The organism is Curvibacter delicatus NBRC 14919 (genome assembly GCF_001592265.1).
GTDB classification, from domain to species: Bacteria; Pseudomonadota; Gammaproteobacteria; order Burkholderiales; family Burkholderiaceae_C; genus Hylemonella; species Hylemonella delicata.
Genome location: NZ_BCWP01000002.1, coordinates 35979 through 50996, shown reverse-complemented (window position 1 = coordinate 50996; position 15018 = coordinate 35979). Strand labels below are relative to the sequence as shown.

General features: G+C 64.1%; 15 protein-coding genes and 1 tRNA gene. 8 read left to right on the top strand and 8 right to left on the bottom strand.

Annotated features, from left to right (window positions below):
* Positions 1-23: 23 nt before the first annotated feature.
* Together gmk and CDE01S_RS01450 are read right to left on the bottom strand one after the other, a co-directional pair.
* Entirely contained in the window at positions 24-647 is a 624-nt protein-coding gene (gene gmk, locus CDE01S_RS01455) for a guanylate kinase (RefSeq protein WP_066702648.1), read from the bottom strand.
* 28 nt (positions 648-675) lie between these two features.
* Complete coding sequence (locus CDE01S_RS01450; protein ID WP_066702645.1) at positions 676-1593, bottom strand: YicC/YloC family endoribonuclease; 918 nt, start codon at positions 1591-1593, stop codon at positions 676-678.
* Between the two features lie 78 nt (positions 1594-1671).
* Between CDE01S_RS01450 and CDE01S_RS01445 the strand changes: the two genes are divergently transcribed.
* The 6 genes from CDE01S_RS01445 (at position 1672) to CDE01S_RS01420 (ending at position 6912) form a co-directional block, all read left to right on the top strand.
* Complete coding sequence (locus tag CDE01S_RS01445; RefSeq protein ID WP_066702642.1) at positions 1672-2679, top strand: serine/threonine protein kinase; 1008 nt, start codon at positions 1672-1674, stop codon at positions 2677-2679.
* Positions 2676-3608 carry a PP2C family protein-serine/threonine phosphatase gene (locus CDE01S_RS01440; RefSeq protein WP_066702639.1) on the top strand — a complete coding sequence of 311 codons (933 nt, stop codon included), beginning with the start codon at positions 2676-2678 and terminating at the stop codon, positions 3606-3608. Before CDE01S_RS01445 ends, CDE01S_RS01440 begins: the two co-directional genes overlap by 4 nt.
* Positions 3605-4333 (top strand): ribonuclease PH, encoded by a 729-nt coding sequence (gene rph / locus CDE01S_RS01435; protein WP_066702634.1) that lies wholly within the window; start codon positions 3605-3607, stop codon positions 4331-4333. The genes CDE01S_RS01440 and rph overlap by 4 nt, the downstream gene beginning before the upstream one ends.
* 45 nt (positions 4334-4378) lie before the next feature.
* Positions 4379-4978, top strand: a complete 600-nt coding sequence (rdgB, locus tag CDE01S_RS01430) for an RdgB/HAM1 family non-canonical purine NTP pyrophosphatase (protein ID WP_066702980.1) — start codon at positions 4379-4381, stop codon at positions 4976-4978.
* A gap of 5 nt (positions 4979-4983) precedes the next feature.
* Positions 4984-6180 carry a radical SAM family heme chaperone HemW gene (gene hemW / locus CDE01S_RS01425; protein ID WP_066702985.1) on the top strand — a complete coding sequence of 399 codons (1197 nt, stop codon included), beginning with the start codon at positions 4984-4986 and terminating at the stop codon, positions 6178-6180.
* 66 nt (positions 6181-6246) lie between these two features.
* Positions 6247-6912, top strand: a complete 666-nt coding sequence (locus CDE01S_RS01420) for a CBS domain-containing protein (protein ID WP_084382626.1) — start codon at positions 6247-6249, stop codon at positions 6910-6912.
* A gap of 55 nt (positions 6913-6967) precedes the next feature.
* Here the strand turns inward: CDE01S_RS01420 and CDE01S_RS01415 are convergent, their stop codons facing one another.
* Positions 6968-7237, bottom strand: coding sequence for a hypothetical protein (locus CDE01S_RS01415; protein ID WP_157077009.1), 270 nt, complete (start codon positions 7235-7237; stop codon positions 6968-6970).
* A gap of 180 nt (positions 7238-7417) precedes the next feature.
* Here CDE01S_RS01415 and CDE01S_RS01410 point away from each other — a divergent pair, with 180 nt between their 5' ends.
* Positions 7418-8314, top strand: a complete 897-nt coding sequence (locus tag CDE01S_RS01410; protein ID WP_084382636.1) for a recombination-associated protein RdgC — start codon at positions 7418-7420, stop codon at positions 8312-8314.
* 89 nt (positions 8315-8403) lie between these two features.
* Here the strand turns inward: CDE01S_RS01410 and CDE01S_RS01405 are convergent.
* The 5 genes from CDE01S_RS01405 to gcl all read right to left on the bottom strand — a co-directional run bounded on the left by CDE01S_RS01405 (position 8404) and on the right by gcl (position 13920).
* Positions 8404-8491 (bottom strand) — tRNA-Ser (locus CDE01S_RS01405).
* A gap of 22 nt (positions 8492-8513) precedes the next feature.
* Positions 8514-10208 (bottom strand): response regulator, encoded by a 1695-nt coding sequence (locus tag CDE01S_RS01400; protein ID WP_245636076.1) that lies wholly within the window; start codon positions 10206-10208, stop codon positions 8514-8516.
* Between the two features lie 189 nt (positions 10209-10397).
* Positions 10398-11300, bottom strand: a complete 903-nt coding sequence (gene glxR, locus CDE01S_RS01395) for a 2-hydroxy-3-oxopropionate reductase (protein ID WP_066702629.1) — start codon at positions 11298-11300, stop codon at positions 10398-10400.
* A gap of 26 nt (positions 11301-11326) precedes the next feature.
* A complete protein-coding gene (hyi, locus tag CDE01S_RS01390; RefSeq protein WP_066702626.1) occupies positions 11327-12106 on the bottom strand; it encodes a hydroxypyruvate isomerase in 780 nt (259 codons plus the stop codon).
* Between the two features lie 26 nt (positions 12107-12132).
* Entirely contained in the window at positions 12133-13920 is a 1788-nt protein-coding gene (gene gcl / locus CDE01S_RS01385; RefSeq protein WP_066702625.1) for a glyoxylate carboligase, read from the bottom strand.
* Positions 13921-14039: 119 nt separating this feature from the next.
* On the opposite strand from gcl, the gene CDE01S_RS01380 reads away from it, so the two are divergent.
* A complete protein-coding gene (locus CDE01S_RS01380; protein WP_066702622.1) occupies positions 14040-14954 on the top strand; it encodes a LysR family transcriptional regulator in 915 nt (304 codons plus the stop codon).
* Positions 14955-15018: the final 64 nt, after the last annotated feature.

Below are 15018 nucleotides of genomic sequence, written 5' to 3'. Positions count from 1 at the left end.
CGGAAAGCCAAAGGAGGCGGCAATTAAGGCAGTTGCAGCGCCTGGAAAGTTTCTGCACGGACGCGGCGCTGGGTCGGGTACCTGAGCCGCTGGGCGTGCACCACCGACTGGATGTCGGCAAGCGCGCGATCGAACAAGTCGTTGATTATAACGAAATCGAATTTTTCGGCCTGCGCCATCTCGGTGGCGGCGTTCTGGAGCCGCAGTGCGATCACTTCCGGCGAATCCTCGCCCCGCTTCTCCAGCCGGGCGCGCAACTCGTCCCAGCTCGGCGGCAGGATGAAGATGGTGATGGCATTGGCGAACTGTTTCTTGATCTGCATCGCGCCCTGGAAGTCGATTTCCAGCACGATGTCATCGCCCGCCAGGATCTTGTCCTCCACTGCCTGGCGCGAGGTGCCGTAGCGGTGGTTGTGCACATGCGCCCATTCGACGAAGGCATTGGCCAGCACCATGGCGTCAAAGGCGGCAGGCGAGATGAAGAAGTACTCCCGGCCGTTCTGTTCCTGGCCGCGCGGCGCGCGCGTGGTGTGCGAAACCGAGAGCTGGAGCTTGGGATCGCGCTCCAGCAGCGCCTTGACCAGGCTGGACTTGCCGGCCCCACTGGGGGCGGCGATGACAAACAGGTTTCCGGGATGATGATCCATGTGGGGGGGCGGCTGCAGGAGGATCGGCCTATTCTATGTTCTGGACCTGCTCGCGCATCTGCTCGATCAGCACCTTCATGTCGACCGAGATGTGGGTCAACTCCAGCGCGGCAGACTTGGAGCCCAGGGTGTTGGCCTCGCGGTGCAGTTCCTGGATCAGGAAGTCGAGCCGCTTGCCGATCTCGCCGCCTTTTTTGATCAGGCGTTCCAGTTCGTCCAGGTGCGAGTTCAGGCGTGTGATTTCTTCCGCCACGTCGATGCGGATGGCGAAGGCGGTGGCCTCGGTCAGCGCACGGTCCTGCGCTGCTTCGGGCAGGACGGCGCCATCAGTCAGGGCCATGGCCTCTTTCCAGCGTTCCAGGAAACGCTGGCGCTGCTGTTCCACCAGCTGCGGCACCAGCGGGCCGGCTTGCGCTGCCAGGGCTCGCAACTGGCCGATGCGCTCCAGCAGCATGGCGGCCAGGCGCTCGCCTTCACGCTGGCGTGCGGTCAGCAAGGCCTTGAGGGCTTTCTCGGCCAGCGGCATGACGTCCTGGCTCCAGTCGCGCGTGCCGGACTGCTCGCTGGCCGCCAGCCGCAGGATGTCGGCCACACTCAGGGCTTGAGCCTGCGGCAGCCAGGCCTTGATGCTGTCCTGCACGGTGTTGAGTCGCTGCATCAGCCGCGGCGAGGGCTCGCTGACGGCAGTGGCTGTGCCGCTTTCGATGAAGGCCCGCACTTCCACCTTGCCGCGCTTGAGCTTGGCGGTCAGCAGTTCACGCAGCGCCGGTTCGAAGGGGCGCAACTCCTCGGGCAGACGGAAAGTCAGGTCCAGGAAGCGGCTGTTGACCGAACGGATTTCAAGGCCGAGCCGACTGCTGGCCGCGTTGCGCGGCTCGCTTTCGCTGGGGGTGTTGGCTGCGCCGTGCTGGGCACTGGCATAGCCAGTCATGCTGTAAACTGGCATTGCGATGTCTTAATCTGTGGAATGTGCCCAAGAATAACCGGGTTGCGCCCGATCATCGAGCGCCTGCCGCTCTGAATTATGTCAAAGCTCAAACCCGCGCCCTTGCCTCCGGACACCCTTCTTGGGGGTTACCGCATATCCCGCAAGCTGGCCGCCGGCGGGTTTGGCGTGGTCTACCTGGCACAGGATCCGGACGGCCAGCAGGTCGCCATCAAGGAATACCTGCCTGCCTCGCTGGTGTCGCGCGCGCCGGGCAAGCTGTTGCCGGAGGTGCCACCGGAAAAGCTCTCGCTCTACCGCCTGGGTCTCAAGAGTTTTTTTGAAGAGGGCCGCGCTCTGGCGCAGATCTCCCACCCTTCGGTGGTGAGCGTGCTCAATTTCTTCCGCGAGAACGAAACCGTCTACATGGTGATGAACTACCTGGAAGGGGCGTCCCTGCAGGAATTCATCATCACCGCGCGCGACCTCAAGCAGCAGAAGGTATTCCGCGAGTCCACCATCCGCTCGCTGTTTGATGAGATCCTGCGCGGTCTGCGCATCGTGCACCAGCACAAGATGCTGCACCTGGACATCAAGCCGGCCAACATCTTCATCACCGACGACAACCGCTCGGTGCTGATCGACTTCGGCGCCGCGCGCGAGGTGCTGAGCAAGGAAGGCAACTTCATCCGTCCGATGTACACGCCCGGTTTTGCCGCGCCCGAGATGTACAGGCGTGATGCTGCCATGGGGCCGTGGACCGACATCTACGCCATCGGTGCCTGCATCTACGCCTGCATGCAGGGTTATCCACCCAACGAGGCGCCACAGCGGCTGGAGAAGGACCGTATCGGCGTTGCGCTTTCCAGGCTGCGCGGCATTTATTCGGACAACCTGATCGAAGTGGTCGAGTGGTGCATGGCGCTGGACCCGCTCTCAAGGCCGCAGTCGGTGTTTGCCCTGCAGAAGGAGCTGAGCCGCGAGAGTGAGCGTCGTTACACCAAACTCACCATGGGCGAGAAAGTGCGCCTGCAGTTCGACACCATGGTGGCCGACACCAAGAAGAGCGTGAAGGGCATGCCTGGACTGGGCGGAAAACAACGATGAGATTTTCGGTTTACCAAGTCAGCCGCAAGGGCGGCCGGGAGATGAATGAAGACCGCATGGGTTATTGCTACACGCGCAATACCGGTCTTTTCCTGTTGGCCGATGGCATGGGCGGCCACCCCGAAGGCGAGATTGCTGCCCAGATGACGCTGCAGGTCATGGCGGCCATGTTCCAGAAGGAAGCGCGGCCCGAAATCGCCGACCCGCGTGCTTTCCTGGCATCGGCGGTCATGGCGGCGCATCGCCAGATCCTGCGTTACGCTGCCGAGAAGGGCATGCTCGATTCCCCGCGCACCACGGTGGTGGCGGCCCTGATCCAGGGTGGCAGTGTGACCTGGGTTCACTGCGGCGACTCGCGCCTGTACATGGTGCGCGACGGCGAAATGCTGGCGCGCACGCGCGACCACTCCTACATGGAGCAGCGGCAGGACGAAGTGCCGCTCACCAAGGCCGGCGAGAAGATCAACCGCAACATCCTGTTCACCTGTCTGGGTTCGCCGGCCAACCCGGTGTTCGACATCACCGGTCCGGTCAGCCTGCAGCAGGGCGACAAGATCCTGCTGTGCTCCGATGGCCTGTGGGGCAGCCTGAGCGACGTCGAAATCGTCTACGACCTGGGCCTCAAGCCGGTCTCGCACGCCGTGCCGGACCTGGTGGAAAAAGCCTTGGCCAAGGCCGGTACCAGCAGCGACAACGTGACCGTGATTGCCCTGGAATGGGAAACGCCGGACGCCTTCGAGGCCACCCAAGGCGGCGTGACAACCGACAGCATCAACGAAGGCGTGTTTGCCTCCACGGTGCAGGCCAGCCTGCTGGACAATGTGGTGGAAGACCTGGATGACGAGGCGATCGAGCGCTCGATTGCCGAAATCAACGAGGCCATCCGCCGTACCGCGGCCCGTCGCGGTAGTGAACCGAAAGAACCATGAGCAAATACATCCGAGGCGGCGGGCGTGCCGCTGACCAGTTGCGCCCGGTGCGCATCACGCGCGGCTACACCATGCACGCCGAAGGTTCGGTGCTGATCGAATTCGGCAACACGCGCGTGCTCTGCACCGCCTCGGTCGAAGACCGGGTGCCGCCGCACAAGCGCGGCAGCGGCGAGGGTTGGGTTACGGCTGAGTACGGCATGCTGCCGCGCGCCACCCACACCCGCAGTGACCGCGAGGCCGCACGCGGCAAGCAGAGCGGCCGCACGCAGGAAATCCAGCGCCTGATCGGCCGTTCCCTGCGCGCCGTGTTCGACCTGACCAAACTCGGCGAGCGCACCATCACGCTCGACTGCGACGTGATCCAGGCCGACGGCGGCACGCGCACGGCCGCCATCACTGGCGCTTTTGTGGCGGCGCAGGATGCTGTCAATACCCTGCTGGCCGCCGGCAAGCTGAGCGAGTCGCCCATCACCGGCCACGTGGCTGCGGTGTCGGTGGGGGTCGTGCAGGGCACGCCGCTGCTCGACCTGGAGTACACCGAGGACTCGGCCTGCGACACCGACATGAATGTGGTGATGACCGGGGCCGGCCACTTTATCGAGGTGCAGGGCACGGCCGAAGGTGCTGCCTTCAGCCGCCAGGAGATGGATCTCCTGCTTGAGCTGGCCGACCAGGGCATCCGCGAACTGGTTCGTCTGCAAACCGAATCGCTATCAAAATAATAGCTGTTGGCGCAATATTCACGAGGCGTAAGGCCTGATTTGATGATGAAAATCGTATTGGCCTCCAACAACCAGGGCAAACTGCGCGAACTGCAGGACATGCTGGCACCGCTCGGGCTGGAACTGGTGCGCCAGGGCGAACTGGGCATTCCCGAAGCCGAAGAACCGTTTCGTACCTTCGTCGAGAACGCGCTGGCCAAGGCGCGCCATGCGGCCAGCCTGAGCGGCCTGCCGGCGCTGGCCGACGATGCCGGTTTGTGTGTGGATGCCTTCGGCGGTCTGCCGGGGGTGGACACGGCGTTCTACGCCACCCAGTTCGGCTACGCCAAGAGCGACGACAACAATGTGCGTGCGCTGCTGGAGCAGATGCAGGCCATCGACAACCGCCGTGCCGCCATGGTCAGCACCCTGGTGGCGGTGCGTTCGGCCGACGACCCGGAGCCGCTGATTGCGGTGGGTCGTGTCACGGGCGAGATCGCGCGCGAGCGCCGCGGCACCAATGGCTTCGGCTTTGACCCGGTGATGTTCATCCCCGAGTTCGGCAAGACCTTCGCCGAGTTGCCCACCGATGTGAAGAACGCCAACAGCCACCGTGGTCGCGCCGCGCGGCAGATGGTGGAGCTGATCCGTCAGAATTGGCTTTGAGCAACGTGCAACAGCCCGACATTCAACACTACCTGCGCCCCGGCACGCTGCAACTCAGCAGCCTGCCGCCGTTGGCGCTCTACGTGCACCTGCCCTGGTGCATCCGCAAGTGCCCGTATTGCGACTTCAACTCGCACGAGATGCGTGCCGGTGACATGCCCGAGCAGCGCTACATCGATGCGCTGGTGGCTGATCTGGAGGCTGCGCTGCCGCTGGTGTGGGGCCGCACGGTGCACAGCATCTTCCTGGGTGGCGGCACGCCCAGCCTGTTTTCGCCGCAGGCGATCGACCAGCTGCTGGCCGCCATCCGCGCGCGCCTCAAGCTGTCGGCCGACTGCGAGATCACGCTGGAAGCCAACCCCGGCACCTTCGAGAAAGACCGCTTCCGCGCCTTCCGCAGCGCTGGCGTCACGCGCCTGTCGGTCGGTGTGCAGAGTTTCAACGACGAACACCTGAAGGCCATCGGCCGCGTGCACGACCGCGCCCAGGCCATCGCGGCACTGGAAGAGGCCGCGCGCAGCTTCGACACCTTCAACCTTGACCTGATGTACGCGCTGCCGGGTCAGACCCAGGCGCAGCTGCGGCAGGATGTGGACCAGGCGCTGGCCTTTGCGCCGCCGCACCTGTCGATCTACCACCTCACCATCGAGCCCAACACCTGGTTCGCCAAGTACCCGCCCCAGGTGCCGGAAGACGACGAGGCCTATGCCATGCTCGACATCATCACCGAGCGCACCGGCCTGGCTGGCCTGCAGCGCTACGAGGTGTCGGCCTACGCACGCAGCGGCCACCACTGCCGGCACAACCTCAACTACTGGCAGTTCGGCGACTATCTCGGCATCGGTGCCGGTGCCCACAGCAAGCTCAGTTTTGCGCACCGCATCGTGCGCCAGGTGCGCCTGCGCGAGCCACGGCTTTACATGGACAAGGCGCTGCAGGGCTTGCCGATAGCGCAGGAAGAAGAGATCCGCCGCGCCGACCTGCCCTTCGAGTACATGCTTAATGCGCTGCGCCTGCGCCAGGGCTTTGCACTGGCCGAATTCAGCGAACGTACCGGCCTCGCCCTGACCGCCATCCAGCACGGGCTGGAAGAGGCGGAACGCAAGGGCCTGGTCACGCGCGACCTGGCCCGCGTGATGCCGACCGAACGCGGCTTCGATTTCCTGAGCGATCTGCAGTCCCTGTTCCTGGCCGGCGATTGATCCTGGGGGCGCCTTTCCACGGGCCGGTATATTGCGCACTATCGACAGCGCAAAGAGGCAAGCAACATGTTCTCGGTTTACGGCGTCACGGGGCGAGTGTTCAAAGGGGCGATGGAGGAGTTGCGGCAGGTCACGGCCGTGGGCGCTGTCGCACGCACGCGCGGCATCGAACCGCTGAGTCCGCAGGTCATGCCTGAGACGACCGCGGGCAGTACGGCATCCCATGCGGCAGCATCTGCGGGGCGTCGCAGCCCACTGGCGGCCTATGCGCAGGCCGGCGCGGCACAGACGCAGCGTCACCCGCTCAGCAAGGTCGTCGACGTGATGAGTCGTGGCGTGACGTCCGTGCCGGCCGACATGCCGGTGCTGGATGCCTGGCAGCTGCTGGCCGCACAGGGGCTGGGGCAGGCGCCAGTGGTCGACGCGCGGGGCTGGCTGGTCGGCCTGCTCACGCGTGCCGACCTGCTGCAGCCTGACAAGCTGCCGCTGCCCGGCGCCAACTCCCTGGTCTGGCGTGCCATGCTGAACCAGCCGGTGGCCGACATCATGTGGACCCCGGTGCCCGCCGTCGGCCCCGATACCGATCTGCGCCGTGTTGCACGTGTGCTGCTCGACACCCACCTGCCTGGTCTGCCGGTGGTCAACGATGACGGCACGGTCACCGGTTTCGTGTCGCGCACCGACATCCTGCGCGCCGTGGTGAACGACCCGCCGCTTGACCTCTGGAGCTGAGCCAAGAAGAACGCCATGCTTGGTGGGCATGACGTTGGTGTCAGTCGGGGGATGGCTACGGCGTGGGCATGAGCCCGAGCCGCATTCCCGTGTCGCGCTGAGGCCCGATGTTCCAGGCGGTTGCAGGCTTCGAACTCGATCCCCATGCACGCGGGGTGTCGACCACTTCACTGACAAAGGCGTGCAGCTCCACGAGTTCTGCATTCGTCAGCTTGAAGAGTTCACTGCCATCCGCCATGGCCGCGCGAATACCGTAGCAGATGCAGGCCGGGTCTTCGATGTTGGCCCGGACGTATGCTTTGGCAAGTTCAAGGCTGTTGTGCATGGCAGACTCCTTCATGGGTGTCATTTGTACTCACCTGCAGCGATCCCAAACACCGTAATAAGACGGAAAATCCCGGTCTTTTGCGTCGTCCGCTGGCAGCTTGCCCGCTGGGGTGAGTGCAATTAATGGGATGATCGGCCAGGACGAAAGCGTTGGGTCCAACAACAAAAAAGGGTGAAAGTGTTCAAGAATTTGATGGTGTATCGAGTCGGACCCGATTGGTCCGCAACCCTGGCGGAGATGGAAGACGGTCTGGATGGCGCCCGGTTCACGCCTTGCGGCGCCAGCCAGGAAAAGTCGGTGGGCTGGGTCGAACCGCGCGGCGAGGCCCACGGCCCGCTGGTGGAATCAGTCGGCAGGCAGCTGATCCTGAAGCTGAAGATTGAAACCAAAACGGTGCCCGGTTCGGTGGTGACCCGCAAGGCCAAGGAGCGTGCGGCCCAGATCGAGGAGAGTACCGGACGCAAACCCGGCAAGAAGGCCATCCGCGAACTGAAGGACGACATCAAGCTGGAATTGATGCCCATGGCCTTCGCCAAGGAGGCCTCGGTTTTTGTCTGGATCGATCCGGATGCCAGGCTGCTGGTGATCGATGCCGGCAGCCAGGCCAAGGCCGACGATGTCGTCACGATGCTGGTGAAATGCCTGGAGGGACTGGCCGTGACGCTGCTCCAGACCCAGCAAACCCCGACGGCGGCAATGTCCGAGTGGTTGATCGCCCAGGAGGCACCGGCCGGTTTCAGCGTGGACCGGGAGTGTGAACTCAAGGCCGCGGATGAATCCAAGGCGGTCGTGCGTTACACCCGCCACCCGCTGGACACCGAAGAGGTCAAGCAATACGTGCAAAGCGGCAAGCTGCCCACGCGGCTGGCCCTCACCTGGAACAGCCGTGTGTCATTTGTACTGACCGAGGGGCTGCAGCTCAAGAAGCTGGCGTTCCTGGATGTGGTGTTTGAAGGGGCCTCCACCGACAAGGACGACGGCTTCGATGCCGATGCGGCAATTGCAACCGGAGAACTGTCCAAACTCCTGCCGGATTTGATCGACGCGCTGGGTGGTGAGATGCCGCTTGCGTGAAGATGGTGCGTCAGTTGGCGCATCCAGGATTCGTGTTGCCACTTGATGCTGAACGGCACAAGGACCATTGTGGCAAGCAGTTGACTCGCTGGCGGAAGCGGTGAGATTCGAACTCACGGACGGTTGCCCGTCGCCGGTTTTCAAGACCGGTGCAATCGACCACTCTGCCACGCTTCCGGGAGTCGCTGGATCGAAGGCGTCATTCTACCGTTGAACCTGCCACGGCTTCGTCGGCGGGTTCGACCGAGCGTGAGCCGGTGCGCAGCCGCAGGGCGCCGGCTTCGCGCTTGGGTTCGCCCAGCGTGGGGCGTACGCTGGCAGGGCCGAAACGGGTGCGCAGTTCCTGCACGACGGCGGTCAGTTGCTCCAGGTCTTCGACCTTGGCGGCATAACGCTGCAGCACCAGATAGGCGGTTTCAACCAGCTTGGCGTTTTGCGTTTCCTCGCCATGGGCAATCAGGTCCTTGACGGCCGCCGTGGGGTTGCCGCCCATGCTCAGTGTCATGGCGTTCTCGGCGTACTTGAGGACTTGGGCGTTGCGCAGCCGGATACGTTCCGCATAGGTGGGATACACCGCAGCCGAGCCGGCCAGCAATTCGGCCAGCGAGCGGCTGGTGCAAAAGCGCATGCCCAGCGTGTCCACCACCCGGTCGACTTCGTCGAGCTGGATGGCTTTGTTGGCCAATTGGCCCATGAGGGCCAGCAGGTTGGATGCGGATTCGAAGTCGAAGCTGGGCTCCATGACCCGGGCGGCCATGTCGCGCACCGCATCTACCGAACGGGCGAACTGGCGGTCCAGGATCAGGATCAGGGCGTCGACGATCGCCGCCAGCCGTCGGTAGCGCGGATTGTCGCCATGGCGTTCCAGCAGTTTGATGAAGTCGTCCTGGCAGTGCTGCACACCTTTGCGGTCGTTGTTTTCCAGACGAGCAAAAGCCAGCAACACCAGGGTCTGGGGGTCGAACATCTTGGAGTCCAGGCCCACGCGCGCTGTTTTGCCCAGGATTTTTTCCGCCTCGGCCCGGTCGCCGCTGTAGTAGGTCATCATGCCCAGGTTCTGCAACCGGACGACGGAATGCGGGGTCATGGTGCACGCCATCTTGTAGGTGTCGAGCGCACGGTCGAAGCGGCCGAGTTCGAACTGGGCGCGACCGAGCACGTCGTAGGCATCGGCATAGGTCGGGTCTTCGGCGATCAGGTTTTCCAGCGTGCTGATGGCGCGTGTCGGCTCACCACTGCCGAGCAGGGAACGCGCCACGCCCAGCTTGGCCCAGGGCACCGTCTTGGCGGCAACCACAGCTTCATACAGGCGCTGGGCATCGGCGTATTTTTCGATGCGCATCAGCAATTCGGCACCGATGCGTGCGGCATAGAGCCAGAACTGGCCGCGGCTTTCGAAGCGTTCCATGCACAGCGTGGCCGCGCGCTTGAAATCGTCGACCTCAATGGCGGCAAAGATGTCCTGCAGCGAGATCTTGCGCTGGCGCGCCTGGAACAGACGGTCGCCCAGGTTGGTGGCCGTGTGCGGTTTGAGCAGGTAGCCGTCGAGTGCCGATTCGGCCGCTTCGGCCACCTTGGCGTAGCTGGCCTCGCCCGTGACCATGACGAATACGGTGGAGAACGGCAACAGCTGGTTGCGGCGCAGATCGTCCAGCAGGTCCTGGCCGGTGGCGGAGTCCTTGCCGAAGTGGTGTTCGCACAGCACGATGTCGAAAGTCTTGAACTCCAGCTGGCGCCGTGCATCCACCACGCGTGTGCACTGGGACACCGAGCCCACGCCGAAATCGCGCAGCTGGTTGACCAGAATCGCCCGGGAGGTGGGGTTGCTGTCGACTACAAGTGCGCTTGCCGAGGAGAGGTCGTCTTCAATCTGGGCAGATTCAAGATTCGTCAAAGGCCACAACGACGTTCTCCATTCTGGGTGTTAGGCATGCTTGTGATCGGGACAGGCAAGGACAACGGTCAGGCGGAATGGCCTGCGGTCTGCAAGTGCTTGATGACTTATATCGGCAAAAATGATAACACCCTGAGCCCTTTCTGAAAAGAGCGCAGGGTGTCTGCCGTGCAAGACGGTGGGGCTGTTTCAGGCGTCAGGTGCCACCGGATGCTGGGCCAGCGCTTCCAGCGCTTTCACCAGCGCAGAATGGTCGGCCTGACCGTGGCCAAGGGCGGCGCAGGCCTGCATCAGCTGTGCAGCGTTGGCGGTCTGTGGCAGCGCCACGTTGAGCGCCTTGGCGCCCTGCAAAGCCAGGTTGAGGTCCTTCTGGTGCAGCGCAATCCGAAAGCCCGGGTTGAAGGTGCGCTTGATCATGCGCTCGCCGTGCACTTCCAGGATGCGCGAGGAGGCGAAGCCGCCCATCAGCGCTGCACGCACCTTGGCCGGGTCGGCGCCGGCCTTGGAGGCGAACACCAGCGCTTCGCTCACGGCGGCAATGTTCAGCGCCACGATGATCTGGTTGGCCACCTTGCAGGTCTGGCCGTCGCCGTTGCCGCCGATCAGGTTGATGTTCTTGCCCATCAGGTCGAACAGCGGCTTGACGCGGTCGAACACGGCCTGCTCGCCGCCGACCATGATGGTGAGCGAGGCCGCCTTGGCACCGACTTCACCGCCGGAGACCGGGGCGTCGAGGTAGTCGCAGCCGAGTTCGTTGATCTTCTTCGCGAAGGCCTTGGTGGCGATCGGGTCGATGGAACTCATGTCCACCACTACCTTGCCCTTGCTCAACCCCTTGGTCACGCCGTTGTCGCCGAACAGCACTTTTTCCACATCGGGCGTGTCGGGCACCATGATGAAGATGATGTCGGCGCGCTCGGCCACACCGGCCGGGGAGGTGCACACCGTGGCGCCGGCTTGCGCCAGTTCCGGCGCAACCTTGCTGCGCGTGTTGACGAACAGCACGTGGCCGCCGTTGATCAGGTTCATGGCCATGGGCGTGCCCATGATGCCCAGGCCGATGAAGCCCACTTTGAGTCCGGATTTGGTCATGTTGTCTCTCTGTCTCTCAATCGCTTTTACTTGTTCAGGGTCTTGATCCAGCCCAGGCCTTCGACCGTGCTGGTCTTGGGCTTGTACTCGCAGCCGATCCAGCCGGTGTAGCCGATGGCGTCGAGGTGGCGGAACAGGAAAGCATAGTTGATTTCTCCCGTGCCGGGCTCGTTGCGGCCGGGGTTGTCGGCCAGCTGGATGTGGGCAATGCGCGGCAGGTATTTCTGCACCGTGGCGGCCAGTTCGCCCTCCATGCGCTGCGCGTGGTAGAGGTCGTACTGGATGAACAGGTTGTCGCTGCCCACCGCGTCGAGGATGGCAGCGGCCTGTGCCGTGGTGTTGAGGAAGAAGCCCGGGATGTCGTAGCTGTTGATCGGCTCGATCAGCAGCTTGAGGCCGGCGGCCTTGAGCTTGTCGGCGGCGAACTTCAGGTTGGTCACGAAGGTGGCCTGCGCCTGCTCGCGGCTCACGCCGGCGGGCAGCTTGCCGGCCAGGCAGTTCAGCTGCGGGCAGCCCAAGGCCCGGGCGTAGTCGATGGCGCGGTCCACACCGGCGCGGAATTCGTCCACGCGGTCGGGGTGGCAGGCGATGCCGCGCTCGCCGGCATCCCAGTCGCCGGCCGGCAGGTTGTGCAGTACCTGCTTCAGGCCGTGGGTCTTGAGGGCTTGCGCCAGTTCGTTCTTGTCAAAAGCGTAGGGGAACAGGTATTCCACCGCCTCGAACCCGGCCGCCTTGGCAGCAGCGAAGCGCTCCATGAAGGGCACTTCGTTGAACAGCATGGTCAGGTTGGCTGCAAATTTGGGCATCTCAGTCAGTCTCCATTGTCTCTGTCTTAGTCCAGCATCGAGGCGACGGCGGTCGGTGCATCGGCACGCGTTTGCGCCAGGTCCTCGAACTCCATGATATTGTCGATTTCCGTGCCCATGGCGATGTTGGTCACGCGTTCCAGGATGACCTCGATCACCACCGGCACCTGGTGCTGCGCCATCCAGGCCTCGGCCTGCTTGATGGCCGAGGCCAGCTGCTCCGGCTTGTGCACGCGGATGGCCTTGCAGCCCAGGCCTTCCACCACCTTGATGTGGTCGATGCCGTAACCTTTGGCCACCGCGTCGGTTTCGGTGTTGATGTTGTCGAAGCCGAGCTGCACGCAGTAGTCCATGTCGAAGCCGCGCTGCGCCTGGCGGATCAGGCCGAGGTAGGAGTTGTTGACCACCATGTGGATGTAGGGTAGCTTGAACTGCGCGCCCACGGCCAGCTCCTCGATCATGAACTGGAAGTCGTAGTCGCCCGACAGCGCCACGATCTTGCGCGTCGGATCGGCGGCGCGCACGCCCAGAGCGGCCGGCACCGTCCAGCCCAGCGGGCCGGCCTGACCGCAGTTGATCCAGTGGCGAGGCTTGTAGACGTGCAGCATCTGCGCGCCGGCGATCTGCGACAGGCCGATGGTGCTGACGTAGCAGACGTTCTCGCCGAAGGCCTCGTTCATGGCCTGGTAGACGCGCTGCGGCTTCATCGGCACGGCATCAAAGTTGGTCTTGCGGTGCAGCGTGCCCTTGCGCTGCAGGCACTCGGCGGCCCAGGCGCTGCGGTCGGTCAGTTTGCCGGCGGCCTTCCATTCCCGGGCCACCTGCACGAACAATTCGAGTGCGGCCTTGGCGTCCGACACGATGCCGTAGTCGGGTGCGAAGACACGGCCGATCTGGGTCGGCTCGATGTCCACGTGCACGAAGGTGCGGCCCTTGGTGTAGACCTCGACCGAGCCGGTGTGGCGGTTGGCCCAGCGGTTGCCAATGCCCAGCACGAAGTCGGAGGCCAGCATGCTGGCGTTGCCGTAGCGGTGGCTGGTCTGCAGGCCGCACATGCCGGCCATCAGCGGGTGGTTGTCAGGGATCGAGCCCCAGCCCATCAGGGTCGGAATCACGGGCACGCCGGTGAGTTCGGCGAACTGCACCAGCAGCTCGGAGGCGTCGGCATTGATGATGCCGCCGCCGGCGACCAGCAGCGGACGGGCCGACGCGTTGAGCATGGCCAGCGCCTTCTCCACCTGGGCGCGCGTGGCGGTCGGCTTGTAGACCGGCAGGGGTGAGTAGGTGTCGGGGTCGAACTCGATCTCGGCCATTTGCACATCGAACGGCAGGTCGATCAGCACCGGACCGGGGCGGCCCGAGCGCATCAGGTGGAAGGCCTGCTGGAAGGCGCGCGGCACCTGGGCCGGCTCGCGCACGGTGACCGACCACTTGGTAACCGGCTTGGCGATGGATTCGATGTCCACCGCCTGGAAGTCTTCCTTGTGCAGGCGCGCGCGCGGTGCCTGGCCGGTGATGCACAGGATCGGGATGGAGTCGGCCTGCGCCGAGTACAGGCCGGTGATCATGTCGGTGCCGGCCGGGCCCGAGGTGCCGATGCACACGCCGATGTTGCCGGCGTTGGCGCGGGTGTAGCCCTCGGCCATGTGCGAGGCACCCTCCACGTGGCGCGCCAGGATGTGGCTGATGCTGCCCTGTTTGCGCAGCGCCGCATAAAGCGGGTTGATGGCGGCGCCGGGCACGCCGAAGGCCTGCGTGATGCCTTCCTTTTCCATCACCCAGACCGCAGCTTCGATTGCTTTCATTTTGGCCATGTCTTGTCTCCTTGGATTCCATCGAACAATGGGCGAACTGTATGAACCCCTGTGCGCTTGCGGAAGACGGCTGCGCTCCATAACATCTATTCCAGATTGGAATGAATCAGGAGAAGGTGATGGATCGACTGCAGGCCATGAATGTGTTTGTGCGGGTGGTGGAAACCGGCAGTTTTTCGCGCGCGGCGCGCGAGTTCGCCATCACGCAGCCTACTGTGACCAAGCTGGTGGCCAGCATTGAAGAGCGACTGAAAGTGCGCCTGCTCAACCGCAACACGCGCGGTGTCAGCGTCACCGAGTCGGGCGCGCTGTACTACGAGAAATGCAAGGTCATCGTGCGCGAGTCGGACGAGGCCGAGAACATCGTACGTCTGCGCCAGACCCAGGCGCAGGGGTTGCTGCGCATTGGCACCTCGGTGGCGTTCGGGCGGCGCGTCATCACGCCGTTGGCGCTCGAGTTCATGGCCAAGCACCCGCAGGTGCAACTCGACCTCAGCTTCGAGGACCGCTACACCGACCTGGTGGCCAACGGCATCGATCTGGCCATCCGCATGGGCAAGCTGGCGGATTCCGGCCTGGGCGCGCGCTTTCTCGGCGTCAACCCCTGGCTGATGGTGGCAGCACCGAAGTACCTGCGCAAGCACGGTACGCCGAAGCAGGCCATGGACCTGAGCCAGCACCCGGCGCTGATCTACAGCAGCGTACTGGGGGACGACGTCTGGCGACTGACGTCACCAAAGGGCGAGACGGTGACGGTACCGGTAAGCGGTCGGTTGCGCTCCAACAACCTGTCGGCCGTGCTCGCGGCAGCGCGCAACGGCTTCGGTATCGCGGCCATGCCGCGTTATGTGGCCAGCAACTCGCTGCAGTCCGGCCATGTGGTGGAGGTGCTCAAGGGCCATACGCTGCCCGAGCAGGAAATTCATGCCGTGTTTCCTTCGCCCAAGCTGGTGCCGGGCAAGGTGCTGGCTTTCATTGCCTTCATGCAGGGGCGTCTGGGCGAGCGCTGGTGGGACAGCTTGGCGAGGGTGTGAGTATTGGCATACCCCCAGGCTGCGCGCACTTCGTGTCGCTCATCGCCGTGGGGCCTCGGCCAGA

Coding starts and splice junctions, on each gene's coding strand:
- CDE01S_RS01440 (WP_066702639.1), top strand. CDS start 2,676: ATGAGATTTTCGGTTTACCAAGTCAGCCGCAAGGGCGGCCGGGAGATG.
- CDE01S_RS01420 (WP_084382626.1), top strand. CDS start 6,247: ATGTTCTCGGTTTACGGCGTCACGGGGCGAGTGTTCAAAGGGGCGATG.
- CDE01S_RS01445 (WP_066702642.1), top strand. CDS start 1,672: ATGTCAAAGCTCAAACCCGCGCCCTTGCCTCCGGACACCCTTCTTGGG.
- rdgB (WP_066702980.1), top strand. CDS start 4,379: ATGAAAATCGTATTGGCCTCCAACAACCAGGGCAAACTGCGCGAACTG.
- CDE01S_RS01450 (WP_066702645.1), bottom strand. CDS start 1,593: ATGCCAGTTTACAGCATGACTGGCTATGCCAGTGCCCAGCACGGCGCA.
- CDE01S_RS01415 (WP_157077009.1), bottom strand. CDS start 7,237: ATGCACAACAGCCTTGAACTTGCCAAAGCATACGTCCGGGCCAACATC.
- hyi (WP_066702626.1), bottom strand. CDS start 12,106: ATGCCCAAATTTGCAGCCAACCTGACCATGCTGTTCAACGAAGTGCCC.
- glxR (WP_066702629.1), bottom strand. CDS start 11,300: ATGACCAAATCCGGACTCAAAGTGGGCTTCATCGGCCTGGGCATCATG.
- gcl (WP_066702625.1), bottom strand. CDS start 13,920: ATGGCCAAAATGAAAGCAATCGAAGCTGCGGTCTGGGTGATGGAAAAG.
- gmk (WP_066702648.1), bottom strand. CDS start 647: ATGGATCATCATCCCGGAAACCTGTTTGTCATCGCCGCCCCCAGTGGG.
- CDE01S_RS01380 (WP_066702622.1), top strand. CDS start 14,040: ATGGATCGACTGCAGGCCATGAATGTGTTTGTGCGGGTGGTGGAAACC.
- rph (WP_066702634.1), top strand. CDS start 3,605: ATGAGCAAATACATCCGAGGCGGCGGGCGTGCCGCTGACCAGTTGCGC.